Source organism: Pseudomonas sp. 6D_7.1_Bac1 (assembly GCF_025465945.1).
Taxonomy (GTDB): domain Bacteria; phylum Pseudomonadota; class Gammaproteobacteria; order Pseudomonadales; family Pseudomonadaceae; genus Aquipseudomonas.
In genome coordinates this window covers 73,991-94,231 of sequence record NZ_JANLNW010000074.1, presented here as the reverse complement: position 1 = coordinate 94,231, position 20,241 = coordinate 73,991, and the positions used below count along the sequence as shown (strand labels likewise).

The 20,241-nt window shown below is 60.0% G+C and carries 17 protein-coding genes and 1 pseudogene; 7 read left to right on the top strand and 11 right to left on the bottom strand.

From position 1 onward, the window contains the following. Positions 1-2 precede the first annotated feature (2 nt). Entirely contained in the window at positions 3-1,118 is a 1,116-nt protein-coding gene (gene bcsZ / locus NTD87_RS21500) for a cellulose synthase complex periplasmic endoglucanase BcsZ (RefSeq protein WP_262116194.1), read from the top strand. Beyond that, a complete protein-coding gene (gene bcsC, locus NTD87_RS21495) occupies positions 1,106-4,582 on the top strand; it encodes a cellulose synthase complex outer membrane protein BcsC (protein WP_262116193.1) in 3,477 nt (1,158 codons plus the stop codon). Before bcsZ ends, bcsC begins: the two co-directional genes overlap by 13 nt. Here bcsC and NTD87_RS21490 read toward each other — a convergent pair. Then, positions 4,575-4,763 (bottom strand): annotated as a pseudogene (locus NTD87_RS21490) (LysR family transcriptional regulator); the annotation flags it as partial. The gene bcsC and the pseudogene NTD87_RS21490 overlap by 8 nt on opposite strands. Positions 4,764-4,939: 176 nt before the next feature. On the opposite strand from NTD87_RS21490, the gene NTD87_RS21485 reads away from it, so the two are divergent. Together NTD87_RS21485 and NTD87_RS21480 are read left to right on the top strand one after the other, a co-directional pair. After that, complete coding sequence (locus NTD87_RS21485) at positions 4,940-5,584, top strand: hydrolase (protein ID WP_262116192.1); 645 nt, start codon at positions 4,940-4,942, stop codon at positions 5,582-5,584. 66 nt (positions 5,585-5,650) lie between these two features. Further along, on the top strand, positions 5,651-7,498 hold the full coding sequence (locus NTD87_RS21480) for an amidohydrolase (protein WP_262116191.1): 1,848 nt from the start codon (positions 5,651-5,653) through the stop codon (positions 7,496-7,498). Between the two features lie 96 nt (positions 7,499-7,594). On the opposite strand, the gene NTD87_RS21475 is transcribed toward NTD87_RS21480, so the two are convergent. Next, positions 7,595-8,659: a DNA/RNA non-specific endonuclease gene (locus NTD87_RS21475; protein WP_262116190.1), complete on the bottom strand. Its 1,065-nt coding sequence runs from the start codon at positions 8,657-8,659 to the stop codon at positions 7,595-7,597. Positions 8,660-8,761: 102 nt separating this feature from the next. Next, positions 8,762-9,451: a substrate-binding periplasmic protein gene (locus NTD87_RS21470; RefSeq protein WP_410017503.1), complete on the bottom strand. Its 690-nt coding sequence runs from the start codon at positions 9,449-9,451 to the stop codon at positions 8,762-8,764. Positions 9,452-9,850: 399 nt separating this feature from the next. Between NTD87_RS21470 and NTD87_RS21465 the strand changes: the two genes are divergently transcribed. Further along, positions 9,851-10,735, top strand: coding sequence for an alpha/beta fold hydrolase (locus NTD87_RS21465; protein WP_262116187.1), 885 nt, complete (start codon positions 9,851-9,853; stop codon positions 10,733-10,735). 1 nt (position 10,736) lies between these two features. Here the strand turns inward: NTD87_RS21465 and NTD87_RS21460 are convergent, their stop codons facing one another. Continuing rightward, complete coding sequence (locus NTD87_RS21460; protein ID WP_262116186.1) at positions 10,737-11,507, bottom strand: DeoR/GlpR family DNA-binding transcription regulator; 771 nt, start codon at positions 11,505-11,507, stop codon at positions 10,737-10,739. A 264-nt stretch (positions 11,508-11,771) separates the two neighbouring features. Between NTD87_RS21460 and NTD87_RS21455 the strand changes: the two genes are divergently transcribed. Beyond that, entirely contained in the window at positions 11,772-13,052 is a 1,281-nt protein-coding gene (locus tag NTD87_RS21455; RefSeq protein WP_262116185.1) for a haloacid dehalogenase-like hydrolase, read from the top strand. 52 nt (positions 13,053-13,104) lie between these two features. On the opposite strand, the gene NTD87_RS21450 is transcribed toward NTD87_RS21455, so the two are convergent. From NTD87_RS21450 to NTD87_RS21440, 3 genes are read right to left on the bottom strand one after another with little or no spacing between them, the layout of a single operon-like run. Beyond that, positions 13,105-13,725 carry a TetR/AcrR family transcriptional regulator gene (locus NTD87_RS21450; protein ID WP_262116184.1) on the bottom strand — a complete coding sequence of 207 codons (621 nt, stop codon included), beginning with the start codon at positions 13,723-13,725 and terminating at the stop codon, positions 13,105-13,107. Further along, positions 13,712-14,563 (bottom strand): 3-hydroxybutyryl-CoA dehydrogenase, encoded by an 852-nt coding sequence (locus NTD87_RS21445; RefSeq protein ID WP_262116183.1) that lies wholly within the window; start codon positions 14,561-14,563, stop codon positions 13,712-13,714. Before NTD87_RS21445 ends, NTD87_RS21450 begins: the two co-directional genes overlap by 14 nt. A gap of 16 nt (positions 14,564-14,579) precedes the next feature. After that, a complete protein-coding gene (locus NTD87_RS21440) occupies positions 14,580-15,764 on the bottom strand; it encodes an acetyl-CoA C-acyltransferase family protein (RefSeq protein WP_262116182.1) in 1,185 nt (394 codons plus the stop codon). A gap of 133 nt (positions 15,765-15,897) precedes the next feature. Between NTD87_RS21440 and NTD87_RS21435 the strand changes: the two genes are divergently transcribed. Beyond that, a complete protein-coding gene (locus tag NTD87_RS21435; RefSeq protein ID WP_262116181.1) occupies positions 15,898-16,920 on the top strand; it encodes an AraC family transcriptional regulator in 1,023 nt (340 codons plus the stop codon). Between the two features lie 83 nt (positions 16,921-17,003). Here the strand turns inward: NTD87_RS21435 and NTD87_RS21430 are convergent, their stop codons facing one another. The 4 genes from NTD87_RS21430 to NTD87_RS21415 form a co-directional block, all read right to left on the bottom strand. After that, positions 17,004-18,467, bottom strand: coding sequence for a GDL motif peptide-associated radical SAM/SPASM maturase (locus NTD87_RS21430; protein ID WP_262116180.1), 1,464 nt, complete (start codon positions 18,465-18,467; stop codon positions 17,004-17,006). Positions 18,468-18,619: 152 nt separating this feature from the next. Continuing rightward, the gene (locus NTD87_RS21425) at positions 18,620-19,210 is read right to left on the bottom strand and encodes a DUF1842 domain-containing protein (protein WP_262116179.1); all 591 of its coding nucleotides are present in this window, start codon (positions 19,208-19,210) and stop codon (positions 18,620-18,622) included. 53 nt (positions 19,211-19,263) lie between these two features. Then, positions 19,264-19,896 (bottom strand): DUF1842 domain-containing protein, encoded by a 633-nt coding sequence (locus NTD87_RS21420; RefSeq protein WP_262116178.1) that lies wholly within the window; start codon positions 19,894-19,896, stop codon positions 19,264-19,266. 37 nt (positions 19,897-19,933) lie between these two features. After that, entirely contained in the window at positions 19,934-20,122 is a 189-nt protein-coding gene (locus NTD87_RS21415) for a DUF1843 domain-containing protein (RefSeq protein WP_262116177.1), read from the bottom strand. Positions 20,123-20,241: the final 119 nt, after the last annotated feature.

The window sequence follows — 20,241 nt, the reverse complement described above, 5'->3', positions numbered from 1 at the left end:
GGGTGAAAGCCTTCCTCGCGCGGGCTTTGACCGCGATCATCGTAGCGCCAGGCTTTGCCGGTGCCGCGGAATGCGCCTGGCCGGCCTGGCAGCATTATCGCCAGGCCATGCTCAGCCCGGACGGACGGGTCGTTGACCACTCCTCGGAGCAGTTGATCTCCACGTCTGAAGGACAGAGCTACGGGCTGTTTTTCGCCTTGCTGGGCAATGACCGTAAAAGCTTCGCCCAGGTGCTGCGCTGGACCCAGGACAACCTGGCCGGCGGCGACCTTGATCGGCAGCTTCCGGCGTGGCAGTGGGGCCGCGACAAGGCTGGCCGCTGGCAGGTACTTGATAGCAACAATGCCACCGACGCCGATTTGTGGATCGCCTATAGCCTGCTGGAAGCCGGGCGTCTGTGGCATCAACCGACTTACCTGGCATTGGGCCGCAACCTGCTCTGGCGCAGCGCTGCGCAAAGCCTGCGCAAGCTGCCGGGCCTGGGCCTGATGCTATTGCCCGGCGACGTCGGATTCGACAATGCCGAGGGGTGGCGTCTGAATGCCAGCTATCTGCCGCCGCAATTGCTGGCACGCTTCGCCCAGGAAGCACCGATCTGGGCGGAGCTGGCCAGTAACACCGAGCGTCTGCTGATCGAAAGTTCGCCCAAGGGCCTGGCATCCGACTGGCAACTGTGGAAAGCCGGGCAGGGGTGGGGCGTGGACAGTCAGAAGGGCAGTGTTGGAAGCTATGACGCCATTCGCGTCTACCTCTGGCTGGGCATGCTGGACAAGGATGCGCCGGGGCGTGCCAGGTTGATTGAGCACTTCAAACCCATGCTGGACCTGACTACGCGGCTGGGCCATGTGCCGGAAAAAGTCGACACAACCACCGGCATTGAAAATGGCACCGGCCCGGTCGGTTTCAGTGCCGCATTGCTGCCCTTGCTGGCCGCAAGCCCCGACGGTGCGGGCGCCCTCAAGGCCCAGCGCCAACGCCTGCAACAACAGCCGCCCTTGGCGGATGCCTATTACAACCAGTCGCTGATGCTGTTCGGGCAGGGCTGGGACCAACAACGTTATCGCTTCGATAAAAACGGACGCCTCGTGCCAAACTGGACTGCCGCATGTACAAATTGACCAGTTTTGGGCTGCTGTTGAGCAGCGTTTATGGGGTCGCCCTGGGTCAGCCGCTCAGCCCGCCCGACCAGCAGCAATGGCTGCTGGAGCAAGTCCGCATTGGTGAGGCTCTGTACCGCGAAGACCTGGTGCATGACTCGCTGGCTCGTCTGGAGCTGATCGCCCCGGACAATCCGCGGGTGAAAGTCGTTGAGGTCCGCCAGGCACTGCTGCAAAAGAACCAGCCGGAAGCCGAACGCGTGGTCGCCCAACTGCGCCAGCAGGCGCCAGGCACTGCGGCCCTGCGTCAGGCCGAGAGCTTGCTGAAAATGCACAGCACCGATGGTCAGAGGGCCCTGCAGGAGGCGCGCCTGCTGGCCGTCGCCGGCCGTTCCGAAGACGCCGCCAAGGACTATCAGAAATTGTTCGGCGATGACATGCCGGACTTTGCCACGACCCTGGAATACCTGAACGTGCGTAGCGGCATCAAGGCTCAGCGCCCGGTCGTGATAGAGCAGTTTCGCGAGTTGGACCGGCAGTACCCTGGCAATGCCGCGCTGCGCCAGACCTTGGCCGGCCTGCTGTTTGCCGAAAAACGCGATCCCGAGGCGCTGGACGTCCTGCATCAATTGGCTGGCGATCCAAACGCCAGCAACAATGCTGCCGAACGCGAATACAACTATTGGCTCAAGCAGCCGGTAGGGCCCGAAACCGCGCAGGGCTGGCGCGCTTTTCTGAAGTTCTACCCCTACGCCAGCCTGCACGCTGACGCGACCCGACAGTTGCAAGGGCAGGAGCAATACCTGGCTGATCCGGCCTGGCAAGCTGGAGTCAAAGGCAAGGCCTTGCTCGAAGCCGGCGACAACGTCGGCGCTGAAGCCAGTTTGCGTCGGGCGATCAAGGGTTATCCGCAAGACTCCAGCCTGCTCGGTTCGCTGGGTATTTCGCTGATGCGCCAGAACAAGAACGAAGCGGCGTACAACACTTTCGTCCAGGCCTCGGCCATCGAGCAGGACACCTACTGGATGACCAAGTGGCAGGATCTCAAGGCCGCCAACTACCAGTGGATGCTGTTGCAAAAGGGTGATGAAGCCCTCGAACGAAAGGATTATCCCGCCGCGAAAAAATGGTACCGGCAGGCGGACAAAGCCAAGCCGAACGATCCTGCATCGCTGATTGGCCTGTCCTATGTTGCCCGTGGCGAATCCGATGACATCACCGCAGAAGCCCTGTTGGTGCAGGCGCGCAAGCTCGATCCGAGCAACGCAAGCGTGGTGCGTGCCATGGTCCGCCTGTACCAGTCGCAATCACCGGAAAAGGCCGAGCACTACCTCGACAGCCTGACGCCCAAGGAGCAGCAAGAGTTCCAAAGCGTGCGTCGGGGGCTGACGCTGGATCGCCTCAACGCGCAGGCCGATGACGCCACCCGACGCAGCGATTGGGCGCAGGTGACGGTAGCCTTGAACAAGGCTCGAGTACTGGACCCGGACAATCCCTGGCTGGTGTACCGCTTGGCCAATGCCCAGCGCGAACTGGGCCTCAATGCCGAGGCCGATCAAAGCTTCCACTGGCTGTTACAACGTCAGGGCCAGAACACCGAGGCGCGCTATGCCCACGGCCTGTTTCTGGCCAATGGTGACCGTGACGGCGATGCCATGGGCAGTCTGCAACAGATCCCTCGCGCCGCCTGGAGCGACAACATGAACGAGCTGTGGGCACGCCTGCAGCGGCGCCAGTTGCTCGCGAAGGCCCGGACACTACGCGATGCCGGCCATGAGGCCCAGGCTGAAGAGCTGCTGATGCGCGCGCCGACCACTGACGACTACCTGACCCTGGCCGACTGGGCCCAGCAGCGTGGCGACCTGGCGCAGGCCGAAAGCCGCTACCGCAAGGTGCTGGCCAGCGCGCCAAAAAATACCGAGGCCCAACTGGGCCTGAGCGAAGTGCTGATCGCCCGCGGTCAGCCGAACGCCGCCAAGGCCAGTCTTATGGCAGTGACTGCGCCAGTACCGGTCGATGCGTCGTTCCAGCGCCGCCTGGCCAATGCCTGGGCGTCGCTGGGCGACAAGACACGTGCGAACGCGCTGTTCGCGCAGTTGCTCAAGACCCCGCAAAGTGATCCGCTGGTCTATCGGGATGCGGCGCGTCTGCTGTCCCCAGAAGAGCCGCAGCGGGCTCTGGATGACTATGCGCGCAGCATGGGCGCGGCAAAGATGATCGAGCCGCAACAGGCCGAACCGCGTGACAACCGTGCCATGACCTTGGCCAGCCGTGCCAAGGACAGCGATGGCTGGATGCAGCGCAGCATCCGCAGTGACGTCGACGAGTTGTACCAAAAGCAGAACCCGACGGTGAACCTGTACCATGACCTCGCCTGGCGTACCGATAACAGCTCATCGGGAGTCTCGGACCTGACCACCCAGACCACCATCCTGCGCATCGACGCGCCGGTGGCGCAAGGACAGGGTTTCGTCCAGGCCGAAGACATCAATCTGGATGTCAGCAATTTTTCCAGCACCGACCAGTTCGGCTTGTGCGCGGTGGTGCAGGGTGGCTGTGCCACCGCTTCGCAGAGCGTGCGTGGCACCCTGCTGGGCATGGGCTGGCACGATGATCGCTGGGCCTTCGACCTTGGCCATACGCCACAAGAATTCACGGTGTCCAACTGGGTGGGCGGTGTCACCTACAGCGGTGACTGGAGCAGCGTGGGTTACCGGCTCACGGCATCGCGGCGGCCCCTGACCAACTCACTGGTGTCGTACGCCGGTGCGGTCGATCCGGTCACCGGAACCAAGTGGGGCGGCGTTACGGCCAACGGCTTCACCCTGGGCCTGAGCCATGACCAAGGCGGCGCTGATGGCGTGTGGGCAAGCCTGAGCAGTCATTGGTTAGTGGGTCAGAACGTTGAGAACAATCAGCGGCGCACAGCCATGGGCGGCTATTACTATCGCCTGGTGGAACGCGCCGACGAACGTCTGCGCACTGGCCTGACCCTGATGTACATGGGATATGACAAGGACTTAAGCGAACTCACCCTCGGCCAGGGCGGTTACTACAGCCCCCAGCAGTACTACTCGGTCAGCGTGCCGGTGAACTATGCCTGGCGTAACGCTGACTGGTCGGCCCTGCTCGAAAGCTCGGTGGGTTGGTCGTTCGCGAAAATCGACGGCTCTGACCTCTACCCTAAAGACACACGCGAAGCCGATCTGCAAAACCTGCTGGCGCAATCGAATCGGACCCTGGTGGACAACCCGTCCCTGACCAAGAGTGGCAGTAGCAGCAACGGCGTCAACTTCCGTGTCCAGGGTCTCGTGGAGCGTCGCCTTTCCGACAACCTGGTGCTGGGTACCGGCATCACATGGCAGCACAGCGAAGGCTATGCGCCGAGTCGCGCCTTGCTTTACTTGCGCTACACGTTTGACCCTTGGCAAGGCAACCTGCCGCTACCCGTGGAGCCGATCGCGCCTTATGCGGATATGCGCTAGCGCGCCAGAGCAGGCAGCTGCGCGTCGTGTGCTGCGGCAGTTGCACGCCGATGGCCTCTTCCAGTGCCTGAATCTGCTTGCTGACTTTTGAGCGTGGCCCCTCCATCGCGCGGGCTACGGCAGCGAAGCCGTTTGCTCCAACGGTGGCGACAAAAGTACGCATGCATTCGATTCGGTCCAAGATTGTCCCGTTTTTGGAAATTATGAATGTTGATTTCAGCTAATTGTTTCTGTTTTATCCAGAAACTACATTAGCTTCCAAGCCGGCAGCACACAGCCTCCCACCGGGGTACGCGCCGAGCCTTGCAGACAAACGAATTCATCCATCCAGAACGCCGACATCAAAAGGAACACGCCATGTCTATCCGTGAATTGCTCAACCCAACCAACTCCGCCTTGATCCTGATCGACCACCAGCCGCAAATGTCGTTCGGCGTGCAATCGATCGACCGTCAGACCTTGAAGAACAACACCGTCGCACTGGCCAAGGCCGCGAAGATCTTCAACGTGCCGACCATTCTGACGTCGGTCGAAACCGAAAGCTTCAGCGGCTATATCTGGCCGGAATTGCTCAGCGTGTTTCCTGATCACCAGCCGATCGAGCGCACCTCGATGAACTCCTGGGAAGACAAGAAACTGGTGGAGGCGGTGAAGGCCGCCGGCCGCAAGAAGCTGATCATGGCCGCACTGTGGACTGAAGTGTGCTTGAACTTCCCGGCACTGGAAGCGCTGGCCGAGGGCTACGAGGTGTACATCGTCACTGACGCATCGGGTGGCACGAGCAAAGAAGCGCACGACATGTCGGTGCAGCGGATGATCCAGGCCGGTGCGGTGCCGGTGACCTGGCAGCAAGTGTTGCTCGAATACCAGCGTGACTGGGCTCACAAAGCGACTTACGACGCCGTCATGGGCCTGGTGCTGGAACACAGCGGCGCCTACGGCATGGGCGTGGATTACGCCTACACCATGGTGCACAAGGCGCCTCAGCGTCAGGTCAAGTGAGCCCGTTGACCGGGCGCGCCAGACGCGTCCGGTCACGCTACCGTCTTCCGATAAAGGAGTGCCGACATGAGCAACGTTATCGCCGATCTGATCCTGTACAACGGCCGTCTGCATACGGTCGACCGTGAAAAACCGCATGCGACTGCCGTGGCGATCAAGGATGGCCGCTTCATTGCCGTGGGCAACGACGGCGAGGCCATGGCCCTGCGTGGCAGTGCCACCCAGGTGATCGACCTGCTGGGACGCGTGGTGATTCCGGGGCTCAACGACTCCCACTTGCACCTGATTCGGGGTGGTCTGAACTACAACCTGGAACTGCGCTGGGAAGGTGTGCCGTTGCTGGTCGACGCCTTGCGCATGCTTAAGGATCAGGCTGAACGCACGCCAGCACCGCAATGGGTGAGGGTGGTGGGCGGCTGGAACGAATTCCAGTTCGCTGAAAAGCGCATGCCGACGCTGGACGAGTTGAACAAGGCTGCGCCAGATACTCCGGTGTTCGTGCTGCACTTGTATGACCGGGCCTTGCTCAACCGCGCGGCGTTACGTGTGGTCGGCTATAACCGCAACACCCCGAACCCTCCCGGTGGCGAGATTCAGCGCGATGCCAATGGCGAACCGACCGGCATGCTGGTGGCACGGCCCAACGCAATGATTCTGTACTCGACACTCTCCAAGGGGCCGAAACTGCCGCTGGAGTATCAGGTCAACTCGACCCGTCAGTTCATGCGTGAACTCAATCGCCTGGGCGTCACCAGCGCCATTGATGCCGGCGGTGGCTTCCAGAACTACCCGGACGATTACGAAGTTATCAACGAGCTGGCTGCCAAGCAGCAACTCACGGTGCGTATCGCCTACAACCTGTTCACCCAGAAACCCAAGGAAGAACTCGCCGACTTCAAGAACTGGACCAGCAAGGTCACCTACGGCCAGGGCGATGACTTTCTACGGCACAACGGAGCAGGGGAGATGCTGGTGTTCTCTGCCGCCGATTTCGAAGACTTCCTCGAACCGCGTCCGGATTTGCCGCAGACCATGGAGCAGGAGCTCGAACCAGTGGTGCGCCACCTGGTGGAACAACGCTGGCCGTTCCGCCTGCACGCCACCTATGACGAATCGATTTCACGGATGCTCGACGTGTTCGAAAAAGTCGACCGTGATATTCCGTTCAATGGCTTGCCGTGGTTCTTCGATCACGCCGAAACCATCAGCCCGAAAAACATCGAGCGGGTTCGTGCCTTGGGCGGCGGTATTGCCATCCAGGATCGCATGGCGTTCCAGGGCGAGTATTTTGTCGATCGTTACGGCGCCAAAGCCGCAGAAATGACCCCGCCGATCCAGCGCATGCTGGCCGAGGGTATCCCGGTCGGTGCCGGTACCGATGCCACCCGAGTGTCGAGCTACAACCCCTGGACTTCGCTGTACTGGATGGTCAGCGGTCGAACCGTCGGCGGGTTGGCGCTTTACCCGCAGGGGTTGCCCCGCGAAACCGCCCTGGAGCTGTACACCCACGGCAGCGCCTGGTTCTCTTCCGAGCAAGGCAAAAAAGGCCAGATCAAGGTCGGGCAATTGGCCGATCTGGTGGCACTGTCGGCGGACTATTTCAACGTCGACGAAGAGGCTATCAAGTGGATCGAGTCGCTGTTGACGGTGGTGGGTGGCAAGATCGTGCACGCCGCCGGCGACTTCCACAAACTGGCGCCACCGACTTTGCCGGTGACACCGGACTGGTCACCGGTGGTCAAGGTCCCAGGGCACTGGAAGCCAAGCTCGCCGGTACTGACCCAGGTGCATCAATGCAGTGGCCCGTGCGGCGTGCATGCCCATGGTCATGAGCGGGCACGTATGTCGAATGTCCCCGTCAGTGACTTCCAGGGCTTCTGGGGCGCCTTTGGCTGTTCGTGCTTTGCCTTTTGAGTAAATGCTGTGCGGTGGCGTTCATCAGCGTTAGGTGAGCGTCACGTTTCCCGCTCCAATTATTGCGCTGTGGAGTTCCACCGGTGAGGTCCAGGCTTAGTAGGGCTTTTTCCTGTTGCGGCCGGTACCGCGATCAATGCTCCTCAAGGCCGTACTGTCCGCGTAAGTCAGCTGTGCGCGCTTGTCGCTGTTGTATTTGGCACTGATGAGCATGGCATTGCTGTAAGCGGCGGATCCGCTGGTGGATTTGGGGATTACGTGGTCGACTTGGGGTGTGAGGTCGTGCCCCCCCTCGACGAGCAAACCAAGCGGCTGGCCCGGAATGCGGTACTGGTCCGTGTACACCGGGTCAACTGCGGCGTCGCTGATGAGAAATCCGTCGTTGAGAACACGGTTTACCGCACGGATAGTCTCGATCTGCGTGCTCGAAAATTCGGCCGCCTGCGCCAGCATCAGGTTGTTGTTCCAGCGGGCAAGCGCCTCGGGGTTGTCCTTGGCGGCCTTCCACTCGGCATAATCAAGGAATGCGTAGGGCTTAGCCGCGCTGGGAAACAGGGGGAGGCGCCGGTAGGAGGGAAACCCCACGGCGCTGAGGTGGTCCTTGATGTCCCAGCCGGCGTTCGTCATCTCGGTGATGAGCGCGAGGTATTCGGCCTTCCTCGTCGGGTCGGCGCCGCTGACCATCGGCGCCGGCTTGGTGTGGAGAATGGGCCACGTGTGCGTGCGCCCGCCGTTCATGACCTTCGCGGTGATTGTGAACCTCGTGGGTACACGCTGCTCGTCGGCATCGTTGATGGCGTAATCGCAGACGATGGTCACCTCGCAATTTCCGCCAGCTGCGTTGACCCATGACTCGAGTTCTCGCTCGAATTGGCGCCAGATACCGCCGGAGTTGAACGAGCCATACATGGGTACCAGATTGTCCGAGGCCTCGGGCCCGCCGAATTCCAGAGCAATGAGGTGTCCCCGGTGGCAGTCCTGGTGCCGCGTGTCAGCTATGACGCCTTCGCGCATCGAAAGAGGCAGGACGGTGTTGTCGCGCGGGGTCGGAGTATGTGGCTTCATCGTGGGAGACATCTCGGCGACGAGCCGCTTCACTCGCTGGCGGGCTCCACCCTTGAAGTTTTCCGGCGGATTGCTGATGAACTTGACGAAGCGCATGGTCCCTCCTTGGATGGTGCGAGATTGCATTCAGGCGTGGTTCCTGATTGACAGCGTAGTTCCTTCTGCACGCTATGGTTCGATGCAATTGTTTTTGTGGACCTACCGCGACAAATAGCGCTTTTGTATACGCGCCAGAGCACCGTCACTGCGAAGCGTTGCAACCGCTTTGCGCAAGTCTTGTACCAGTTGAGGGGAGCATTGCTTCGAGCAGGCCAGGTAGAGATCCGCTCTGTTCATGACGGGACTCATCAGCAGTGTGTGTCGAGACACCTTCGGCCAGATGTATTGACTCTCCGGGATACCGTTGAACCAGGCATCGATGCGCCCCTTCAAGAGCATTTGCGCGGGGTTGTCACCGATGGTCAGCGGGTAGATCTGCTCGCTGCTGAAGCCTTGCGCGCGCAGGATTTCCTCTTGCGCACTGCCCAGGCCTACACCGATCACGCGGTAAACCTTCCTGGCTTCTTCGAAGCTGCTCACTGGCTGCTTAAGGCTAAAGAAAGCTCGCTCCATGGGCATGATGGGGGCGATCCAGGTGAAGTGCTGTTCACGCTCTGGCGTGCGTGACAAAGGGGCTATCAAGATGTCCTGTTGCTCACTGACGTGTTTTTGCGATCTGGCCCAGGGAAGCGCCTGTACATGAGCGACATAGCCGGCTTCGGCAACGGCCATCAGGACGACATCTCCGACGATTCCGTGACCTTTTGCATCATCGACAAACGTCAGTGGGGGAGCGTCGGGGATAAACAGTTCAATCGGTAAGGGTTCACCACACGCGTTATAGGTCATCAGCGGCAATACCGATAGACACAGTCTGCAAAGCGCCTTGGTACGGGTACTTGATACGCGTGTGATCCGGTTCATGATTGATATTTCAGGCATGGGAAGGAGAGGGTCGACTCAACTCATCGCCGACTCAAGGCGGCAAACATCTTCCCATAGGTGCATGGGTTATGCGATGGCAGCGATCCCGGGCGAAGCCTCTGCATCAGGTTTGGGAATCCTGGATTGTGAGTCAGGTCATCGCTTGCGGCTCGACCGGAATAACTCGTCTGCGTTCTTGCAGACGGGAAAATCCCTGCTTAACTCTGAACCTCTGGTCAGTCAGTGACTGATCGGTCATGAATGCCGTCTGGGCAGTCGCTCATGCTGTGCGCTTAGTCCAATTTGTTCAGGGAAGAAAATGACATGATGCCGAAAACTGCCATCGTCGAGATTTGCAAGAAGTACAAGGTTTATACCGAGCACTATCTCAACGCCGCCGCTGACAAGACCATCATTCTGGTCAACGGCTCGCTGGCAACGACCGCATCCTTTGCCCAAACGGTGCGTTACCTGCAGCCGCGATTCAATGTGGTGCTCTACGACCAGCCTTACGCCGGTCAGTCGAGACTACACAACCTCCATGGCCAGCCGATCCGAAAGGAAGACGAGGCCGAGATACTGCTGGAATTGATCGAACACTTTGGCGTGCACCATGTGCTGTCCTTTTCCTGGGGCGGTGCGGCTACCTTGCTGGCGCTGGCCCAGCGGCCGCGACGAATCGAGAAGGCGGTGATCAATTCATTTGCCGCGCGGATCAATACGCCGATGCGCGATTACCTGGAGAGCGGCCTGGACTTTCTCCAGGCCAGTGATCGCCTCAATGTCGGGCGCTTGATCAACAGCACCATCGGCAAGCACCTGCCATCGTTGTTCAAGCGGTTTAATCACCGCCATGTCTGCAGCCTGGCCGAACACGAATACCGGCAGATGCATTTTCACGTCAATGAGGTGCTGACCCAGGACACCCACTGCTACGTTGCCTGTGCCGACGCCATCGAAGTCCCGCTGCTGTTTGTCAACGGCGAATGGGATGAGTACACCTCGGTGGAAGACGCCCGGCTTTTTGCCGCTCATGCCCGTCAATCCCGGTTCCATACCATCAAGAACGCCGGGCACTTCCTCGATATGGAACACCCGGCGGCCTGGCATGACACCCAGCAGGCCTTGCTCGGCTTTCTGCAGCCGGCTTCCGGGACGCTGGGCCAGGTCCGTAATCGCTCTTTCAGTCGCGAGTCAGCACCGATTTGAGCTACGCCAGAACAATGTGTTTCAGCTTGGCGTTCAGTGCAGCAAACGCCGCTTCAGAGCTGGCCCTGTGGTTGGTGATGAGCAGGTCGATGCGTTCTGGCGGGCAGTAGGCGACGCGGCTCTCTACACCGATCTTGCTGTAGTCGGCGAGGATGACCACGCGTTCGGCATGGTCAGCCATGGCGCGCGCCACTTCGGCTTCACGGTGGTCGTAGTTGCTGGCACCGCGTTGGGCGTCGATGCCGACGGGCGACAACAGCGCGAGGTCGGCCCGATAGCGGCCAATTTCCGCCACCGTGGTGCCACCGACCGTAGCCGGCGCACGGTCGTCGAGCGAGCCCCCCAGTACGATCACCTCGTTGTGCTGGCCGCCCGGCACGGTGGGATTGCGCAGTTGCAGAGCGACGTTGAACGAGTTGGTGATCACGGTCAGCCCGCCCAGCTTGGCCAGCTCTTCGGCGAGGATGACGGTGGTGGTGCCCGCGTCGATAAACACAGTCTGCCCATGCGACAGCAAGCTGACTGCTGCGCGCGCAAGGTCACGCTTGAATTTGACGTTGATGTGCGCCCGCTCGGCGATGGGCGCCTCGTCCTCGACGCGGATGGCGCCGCCGTGTATGCGCTTCAACTCCCCCAGTTCTTCCAGAGCGACCAGGTCGCGCCGCACGGTCTCGCGTGAAACATTCAGCTCCGTGACGATGCGGTCGGTGGTAACGCGCTGCAAGGTCGATAGCAGTGCGCGGATCCGCTGGTAACGCTCTTCTTGCCACATGCCGGGTGTCCTGCTGTTTGAGTCGTTGTCCGAGCACGCATTGTGGAGGGGGCTCGATCACTGTCAAGTTCGACCCGGCCCCAAAAACATTGCTCAGGCGCAGCCTGCTCATCATGAAATTGTAATGTTGTGGCAATATTGTATTTTTGTGTATTTGAAGATAGCCTCGTCGCCGGACGGTTTTTCCCTCTCGTCCATATTTTCGAAACACGCTTTCGCCATCGCCTCGGTTGTAACCTATCGTCTAGAAGTAGGAGCTATACCATGCAGCGTCGCCAGTTTCTGAACACCCTCGCTACTGTTTCCGTCGTAAGCCCACTGCTGTTGACCTCCCGTATAACGCAAGCCGCCACGCCCTCGGCCACACCGAGCGCGCTGGATCCGGCACGCTGGTCGCCGCTCAACACCCAGCGCCTGCAGGCGGTGATCGACCAGCACGGCGTGAAAAGCGCGTCCTACCGTCCTGACCAGCGCCCGTACGCGGTGTTCGACTGGGACAACACCTGCATCATGAACGACTGTGAAGAAGCGCTTCTGGTCTACCAGATCAATCATCTGCAGTACAAGCTGACGCCCGATGAGTTCGCCGCCGTGTTGCGCCAGGACGTGCCGAACGGCGCGTTCATGAAGGACTACGCCACGGTGGACGGCAAGCCGGTCAAGATGGAAGACATCGCCAGCGACGTGGAAGCGGATTACCGCTGGTTGCACGCCAACTACAAGGGACTCGCCGGCGACAAGAGCCTGGAAGAGATCCAGGCCAGCGAGCAGTACAAGGACTTTCTCGCCAAGCTCTACTTCATGTACGACGCGATCTGCGACAGTTACCCGGTGGAGATCGGCTACAAGTGGATTCTGTACTTCTACAAGAACATGACCACTGCCGAACTGCAGGCGATGGCCGAGGCCTCCAATAACTACGCCATCGGCGACGCGCTGCGCAAGGTCAAGTACGAGAGTTCACGCACGTTGCCGGGTAAGGCAGGGGTGGTGGCGGACACGCACTTCCATGGCATCCGCATCCACGAGGAAATCCGTGGCCTGATGCACACGCTGCGCGCCAGCGGTATCGACGTCTACGTTAGCACCGCCTCGATCGACGACGTAGTGCGCGTGTTCGCTGGCAATCCCCATTACGGATACGGTGTGCCGCCCGAGAACGTGATCGGCCTGCGCATGGCCATGGAAGACGGCAAGTACACCACTCGTTATCAGCCGGACTGGCACTTCAACTACGGGCCGGGCAAGACCGTCGGCATCAAGAACGTGCTGGTGAAACAGAAGGGCTATGGCCCGGTGCTGGTGGCGGGCGACAGCGATGGCGATGCCTGGATGCTGCGCGACTTCAACGATACGGCGGTGGGGGTGATCGTCAACCGCATGAAGAAAGGCGAGATCGGCGCCGACAGCCAGCAGGCCGCTACCCAGTTGGGCAAGCCGGACGCCCGCTTCATCCTGCAGGGGCGCAACGAGCACACTGGCCTGATGATACCGGACGAAAAATCCCTCAAATACGGTAAAGACGAGCTTAAGCTGCTGGCTTGATGGTACTGGCTCGCGGAGGGTTGACTGCCATCCGCGAGCCGCAGAGCGCTTTTCAGGCAACCTTGGTCTGAATCTCTGGCAGATCACGGGAAGCATGAACCAGCAAACGTTCAATGGCCCCGGTCAGCAGGTGCTCCAGCAATTCGTCCCGTTCCCGATCATCCAGCCGGTGTAGCGCCAACCAGCTGGGCGCGCTGTTGAGCACACTGGCAATGGCATGCCCAGCGGCCAGAAGCGCTTGTTCAGTGAGTCGGGGCGTGGGGCAGAGCATCAGCAACAATTGCCGTTCGTAGCGCTCCTGCAATTGCCGCACACGCGCTTGCTGATCCTCGTTCAGGCAGCCACTGTCGCGCTCCACCAAACGAAAATGCCAGGGCATTTCCCGATGCAGGTTCAGGTGCGCGTGGATGATGTTTTGCAGGCTGTCGCGCAGGTCTCGCGGTTGTCGTTCGATACGTCCGAGGGTTGCCAGCAATTCCTCGTAAAACTCCTCGATCAGGTCGAGCAGCAAGTGTTGCTTGCTCGGGTAATGGTGATACAGCGAGCCTGGGGCAAGCCCCAGGCAAGCTGCCAGCTCACGCATACCGACCTGACCAAACCCCTTGCTGGCGAACAGCTCCAGGGCTTTGTCCCGGCTCTCGGCAAAGCGTGAGCAACGCTCAGTCATAGGCATGGAAGCCACGTCCGGTCTTGCGCCCCAGATAACCGGCGGCGACCATTTCCTTGAGCAACGGAGCGGGGCGGTATTTGCTGTCGTTGAAGCCGTCGTAAAAGGCTTCCATGATCGCCAGCAACGTATCCAGGCCAATCAGGTCAGCCAGCGCCAGCGGGCCTATCGGCTGGTTGCAGCCCAGACGCATACCGGCATCGATGTCTTCGGCGCTGGCCAGGCCTTCCTGAAACACCAGGATCGCTTCATTGATCATCGGCACCAGAATCCGGTTCACCACAAAGCCTGGACGATTGCCGGCGGTGATCGCGGTCTTGCCCAAACGTTGCGCCAACTCCAGGGCCAGGGCATGGGTCGCGTCGCTGGTTTGCAGGCCGCGAATCACTTCGATCAGCCCCATCACCGGCACCGGGTTGAAGAAGTGCAGACCGATGAAACGCGCAGGCGAACTGACGCTGGCGGCAAGCTCGGTGATCGACAGCGATGAGGTGTTGGACGCAATGACGCAGTCGGCGCTGACCTGGGCAGCGATCTGTTGCAACACCCGCCGTTTCAGTTCGAGGTTTTCGGTGGCGGCCTCGATCACCAGCTGCACGTTGTGCAGGGTGCTGTAGTCGGTGCTGGTGCGGATCTTGTCCAAGGCCGCGTGCTTTTGCTCCTCGGTCAGCAACGCCTTGGCGACCTGTCGATCGAGGTTCTTGCCCACCGTTGCCAGAGCCTTTTGCAAGGCGACATCGGAAATGTCCAGCAAGGTCACGTTGAGGCCGGCCAGTGCACAGATTTGCGCAATGCCGTTGCCCATGGTGCCGGCGCCGATCACGCCAATGTTCTGCAGATTCATCTTCATGTCCTTCCCGTCAAACCCGTTCAAACAACACGGCGATGCCTTGGCCGCCACCAATGCACATGGTCGCCAGGGCATAACGGCCCTGACAGCGGTGCAGTTCGTGAATGGCTTTGGTGGCGATAATCGCACCGGTGGCGCCTACCGGATGACCCAGCGAGATGCCCGAACCGTTAGGGTTGACCTTCTCTGGATCGAAACCCAGTTCTTGCGCGACCGCACAGGCCTGGGCGGCGAAGGCTTCGTTGGACTCGATGACATCGAGGTCGGCAACGGTCAGGCCCGCGCGCTTGAGTACCAGGCGAGTGGCGGGAATCGGTCCCAGTCCCATCATCGAAGGCTCGACGCCTGCATGGGCATAACCCACCAGTCGGGCCATGGGCTTGAGGCCTTGTTCCTGAACGATTTTCCCGGTGGCCATGATCAGTGCGCCGGCACCGTCATTCAGACCCGACGCGTTGCCGGCGGTGACGCTGCCGTCCTTTTTGAACGCAGGTTTCATACGGCTCAATTGCTCGGCATTGACCTCCGCTCGCACATGCTCATCAGTGGCAAACGAAACTGTACCTTTGCGGGTTGCCACTTCGATCGGCACGATCTGCCCAGCAAAACGTCCTTCGGCAATCGCCCGGGCGGCACGCTGTTGGCTGAGCAGCGCCAATTCATCCTGGGTCTGACGGCTGATGCCGTAGTGTTCGGCGATGTTTTCTGCGGTGATGCCCATGTGGAAACCGGCAAACGGGTCTTGCAGCACGCCGAGCATGTAGTCGATGGCCTGCATGTCGCCCATTCGTGCGCCCCAGCGTGCCTGTGGCAACAAGTAGGCGCCACGGCTCATGGACTCGACGCCACCCGCCAGCGCGGCCCCGGCATCGCCCAGCATCAAGCTTTGCGCGGCACTGACAATCGCCTGCAACCCCGAACCGCAGAGGCGGTTGACGTTGAAGGCGGGGGTCTCTTTCGTCAGGCCGGCATTGATCGCCACAGCGCGGGAAATGTAGGCGTCGCGAGCTTCAGTCGGGATCACATGCCCCATCACGGCGTGACCGATGTGTTCGGGCGCCAGGCCTGATCGTTCAATGGCTGCGCGGCAAACGTCGGTGGCCAGCTGGATAGGCGGCACATCCTTGAGTGATCCGCCAAAGCTTGCGATGGCAGAACGGACCGCGCTCACAACAAAAATATCGGAATGGTTCATGTTGTTTCCCTGAAATAGGTCTTTTTTGTTGGGCACGAGTCTAGAATCAGCAGCGCCGCTGGCCTATGCCGGAACTGTTCAAGGCGGATGGCGTTTTTTGCCACTTTCAGATGATGGGGAGAGAGACGATCACATGCGGGAAACGGATTCGGTGGCTGTCTACTTCATGTATCCAATGATCCACGCGCTACGTGAAAATCCGCAGCGTCTGCGGGCGGTACTTGAGCAGGTGGGAATCGATCCGCAACTGATGGATCAGCCTAGTGCACGGGTACCGGCCACTGCTTTTGCTGCGTTGTGGCTGGTGCAGATTCGTGAGTTGAACGACGAATTCTTCCAGCTGGACTCCCATGGCATGCCACCGGGCAGTTTCGCCTTGATCTGTCGGGCATTGATTCAGGAACCGACTTTGGAAAAAGCCATGCGTCAGTGCCTGGCCAATTTCGCGCTGTTCCTGCGTGACTTTCGCGGCACGTTGACAGTGCGTGGCAAGCGCGCGGTCATCGGCTTGCAGACTCGGGCGCAAAACAGCGACGTCGCGCATTTCGGTGAAGAGACGTTTCTGGTGTTGATGATCAGTCTGCTGTGCTGGCTGGGCGGGCGGCGTATTCCCATCGACCGTGCAGACTTTCGTCATGAGCGTTTATCGCTCAGTGATGATTCATTGCTCTGGGGCGCCAACCTGACCTTTGGCGCCGAGCGCACCGAGATCGAGTTCGACAGTCGTTATCTGCAATTGCCGGTGGTTCAAGACCTTGTTTCACTCAAGGCATTTTTGCGCAGTGCACCGCAATGGCTGGTGATTCGTTTCCGTAACCAGCATGGCCTGGCGTCGCAGGTTCATCAGCGTTTGCGTAACAGCCATTACAGCCAATGGCCGACCCTGGAGGCCTTTGCAATCGAACAGCATCTGAGCCCTAGCACCGTTCGCCGAAAACTGGAGCGTGAAGGCTGTTCCTTTCAAGAGATCAAGGACGAGGTGCGCCGCGGCGTTGCCTTTGAACAGCTGCGCCAGACCCAATCGAGCATCACAGCGATTGCCGAGCAGATCGGGTTCCAGGAGCCCAGCGCGTTCCACCGTGCGTTCAAGAAGTGGACCGGTGAAAGTCCGGGTCGTTACCGGGCGAGGTTCCAGGGCAAACACCTCGATGCCTGATATGTACATCACTAGAACGCCACTCATTGAGTGGCGTTTTTATTTGCGCGTGTTCCCGTACACGCCAGCCGTCGAGACCGCCGCTACATCAAGTTGCTTTGCGGCAGCCCCAGCAGGCCGGTGAGTGTATTGATGATGGTTTGTTGCCGGGCGCGGTTTACCTGGTGTTCGGCTTCTGCGGCGGCGACATCGGCGGCGCAATGTGGACAGGTGACTTCATGTTCATGGATGTACTGCAAGCAGCCGCGACACAGGGCCAGTTGCGGCGGAATACGGCCTTCATCAGGCGATTTCTGGCCCTGGTTTGCCCAGGCCAGTTTGATCACCTGGCCGCTGTCGCTGACGCTGTTGACCTTTTCGCCGGTATCGATGCGTTCGGTAATCAGGTCAAAACGTCCGACAGCGAAGGACGTCTGTGCCGCGTCCTCGAGTTTGACAATCCGCTCGCGCAGGCCCTGCTTTTGCAGGTCCAGCGTGCGGTAATGACAGTAGGGGTTATTGCCGGGTTTGCCGAGCAAGGAGTGCGAGGTCCAGGTGCAGCCGCCGCGGCAGACATCGTTGTAGTAGCAGCTGCGGCAGTAGCCCCACAGGTCGTCGACGCCGCGCAGGCGGCCAAAGTGCATGCCTTCGCTGTAATGCCAGATATCGTGCAGGCTCATGTTGCGCACGTTACCGCCCGAAAAGCCCACCGTTGCCAATGACGGGCAGCCTTTGACGGTGCCATCGGCTTCGAGTGCCAGCACGGTTTGCCCGGCCGCGCAGCCAGTCCAGTGCACGCGCTCATCGCCGAAGCCACGCCACATGTGCTCATAAGGGCCGTAGTAACCAATATTGTTGCCGACGTTCATCAGCAGGCCGCGATCGACACCTTCGCGGTAGAGACGCGCCAGCAAAGGCATCACTTCAAGCAGTTGGTAGGGCTGCAATAGCAGCTCCGGATGATCGACGGCATTGCCCATGGCGACGGTTAGCTGGATCTGCCAGTGGGTGGCACCGAGTTCGATGATCAGGTCCATCAATTCGGGCAAATCGGGCAGGGTAGCCGCGCCGATCTGGGTGTTGACGCTGACCGCAAGCCCTGATTGTTTGGCGCGTCGCAGGGTGTCCACGGCCTTGTCGAAAGAGCCTGGAACATTGCGCACGGCGTCATGCAGCGGGGCCAGTCCATCCAGTGAAACACCGACGCCATTGAGCCCGGCATCCACCGCGGCCTGCATTTTCGCCGGTGTCAGGTTGCGTCCACCGGTTTGGATGGCGCAATACATGTCGTGGTTGTGGATGGCCTGGATCAACTGAGTCCAGTCCTTGCGCAAATAGGCTTCACCGCCGATCAAGGTGATCTCGCGGGTGCCGAGTGCTGCGAGGGAATCGATGACGTCCAGGCATTCCCGGGTGTTCAGTTCATCGGGGCGTCGATGGCCTGCGCGTGAGCCGCAATGCAGGCATTTGAGATCGCAGGCCAGGGTGATTTCCCAGACCACATGGACCGGCACGTAGCGTTTGAGGTCGGTTTCACTGAGGTAGCGGGCAGGGCGATTGTCTGACATGGGAAATCCTTGCGCACAGACACGTACGCGGCACGAATCCATCGAAGTGTTCGCGCCTTCCTTAGCGTCAACGGCGCGAGCGGATTTACCTCTGGGTGCGAAAGATCCCGGGCTCGGCCACTGGTAGTTTGGCCAAGCCCGGGCATTGCCGGTTAGCGTGCTTCCAGTCGGGCGATTTCTGCGTGCAACTGCTCCAGTGCGCTGCGCAAGGCACCGCTGTGGGCCAGTTGCTGTTCGCCCTGGCTCACTACCGACTTCAGTTGCGCCAGATCACCGCTGGTTTGCGCTTGTTGTACCGCGACGGCGTAGAGCGGCACGTGAGGATAGTGCGCCTGCTCCGAGCGCTCCTGGCGCACCGCCGGGGCCTGGCTGACGGCTGCGTGTCTCACTGTAGTCCAGTGGTCCTGATCGTAGTACTTGTAGTCGGCAAAACCGCTGGCCCAATCGGCACCTAGAATCCCCCGCAGATCGAAGGTCTGGGCGATATTGCTGTTAGGGCCACTTGGGCTGCCATCCAAAGTGAGGATGATGTGGCTTTCCGCCTCGGGGATCAGTTTGGCCTCGGAGTAACTACCCCATACCCGCGCACGGAAGTTGAGGGGTGGGTAGGTACTTTGAAAAATGCTGGCCACACCGCTGACTTTCTTGTTGACGGTATCCACCAGCAGATCGAGGGTTAAAACCGGTGCGCCCAATAGCGAGCTGGTAACGTTGAGGCGGGTGTGAAAAAGTCCAATTGACATGGTGCAACTCCCTTAGTGGTATTCAGGACAAGCCAGGCACGTTCAGTGGCCGGTCAGCGGCGTTCCAGCCGGCTGATTTCACCCTTGGCCGCTTCAAGCGCACTCTGCAGCTGTGGTTGTTGGTCCAGTTGTTGTTTGGCAAGGCTCGCCAGACTTTTCATATGGGCCAGGTTACCGCTGGCAATGGCACTCTGAATCGGCGCGGCGTACAGCGGCAGGACCGGTGAATATGCCGGAATCACCGGGCCGGGTTCCAACGGCAGTACATGGGCGTAGGAGGGCACCGACTCGACGAGATGAGCGGGCGCATTGACCTGAACCCAGCGCTGGCCATTGAAGTACTCGTAGTTGGCGACGCCTTCTTTCCAGTCGCTACCGACCACCAGATGCAACTTGAAATTCACGATGGAGTTCGAGCCCGGGCCGCCATTGTTGCCTTGAACGGTGATCAGGATTTTGCTGACGCCGGGTTTCATCACCGTCATGTAGGTGTACTCACCCCAGACATCGGAATGCACATCCAGCGGTGGGTTGGTTGCCTGAGTGATTGCGGCAGTACCGCTTACCGTTTGCTCAGGTGTAAAAACCAGGAGATTGAGTGCCAGGTTTTGTGCGCCGGGTGCCGAAGTGCCAATTCGATAGCAGAGTGGGAACAAACCGACAGGCTGTTGATTAGAACCAGACATAATTGCCTCCATTGCAATAGATAGAGTGGAAAAAGCGTTAGTGCTTTTCCAGGCGAGCGACTTCCTTTGCCAACTGCTCGTAAGCAGTACTTAGCTCTTTGGGTTCTGGCTTGGATGCATCGCGTTGTTTCAGCAGCGTCTTCATTTGCGGCAGGTTGCCTGCCTTGATCGCGCCTTGGATGGCCACCCCATAGGGGGGCATGCTATGGCCAGTTGAATTGCTCATAACGACTCCTTCCGTGGTGTTGCGAAGACTGCTCTCATCAGCAGTTTTTGCAGTTAAGCAGGCGCGGATAAATATGCAATGGGCGATGGCGGCGTAATGCCTGTTAATTGTTTAAAACT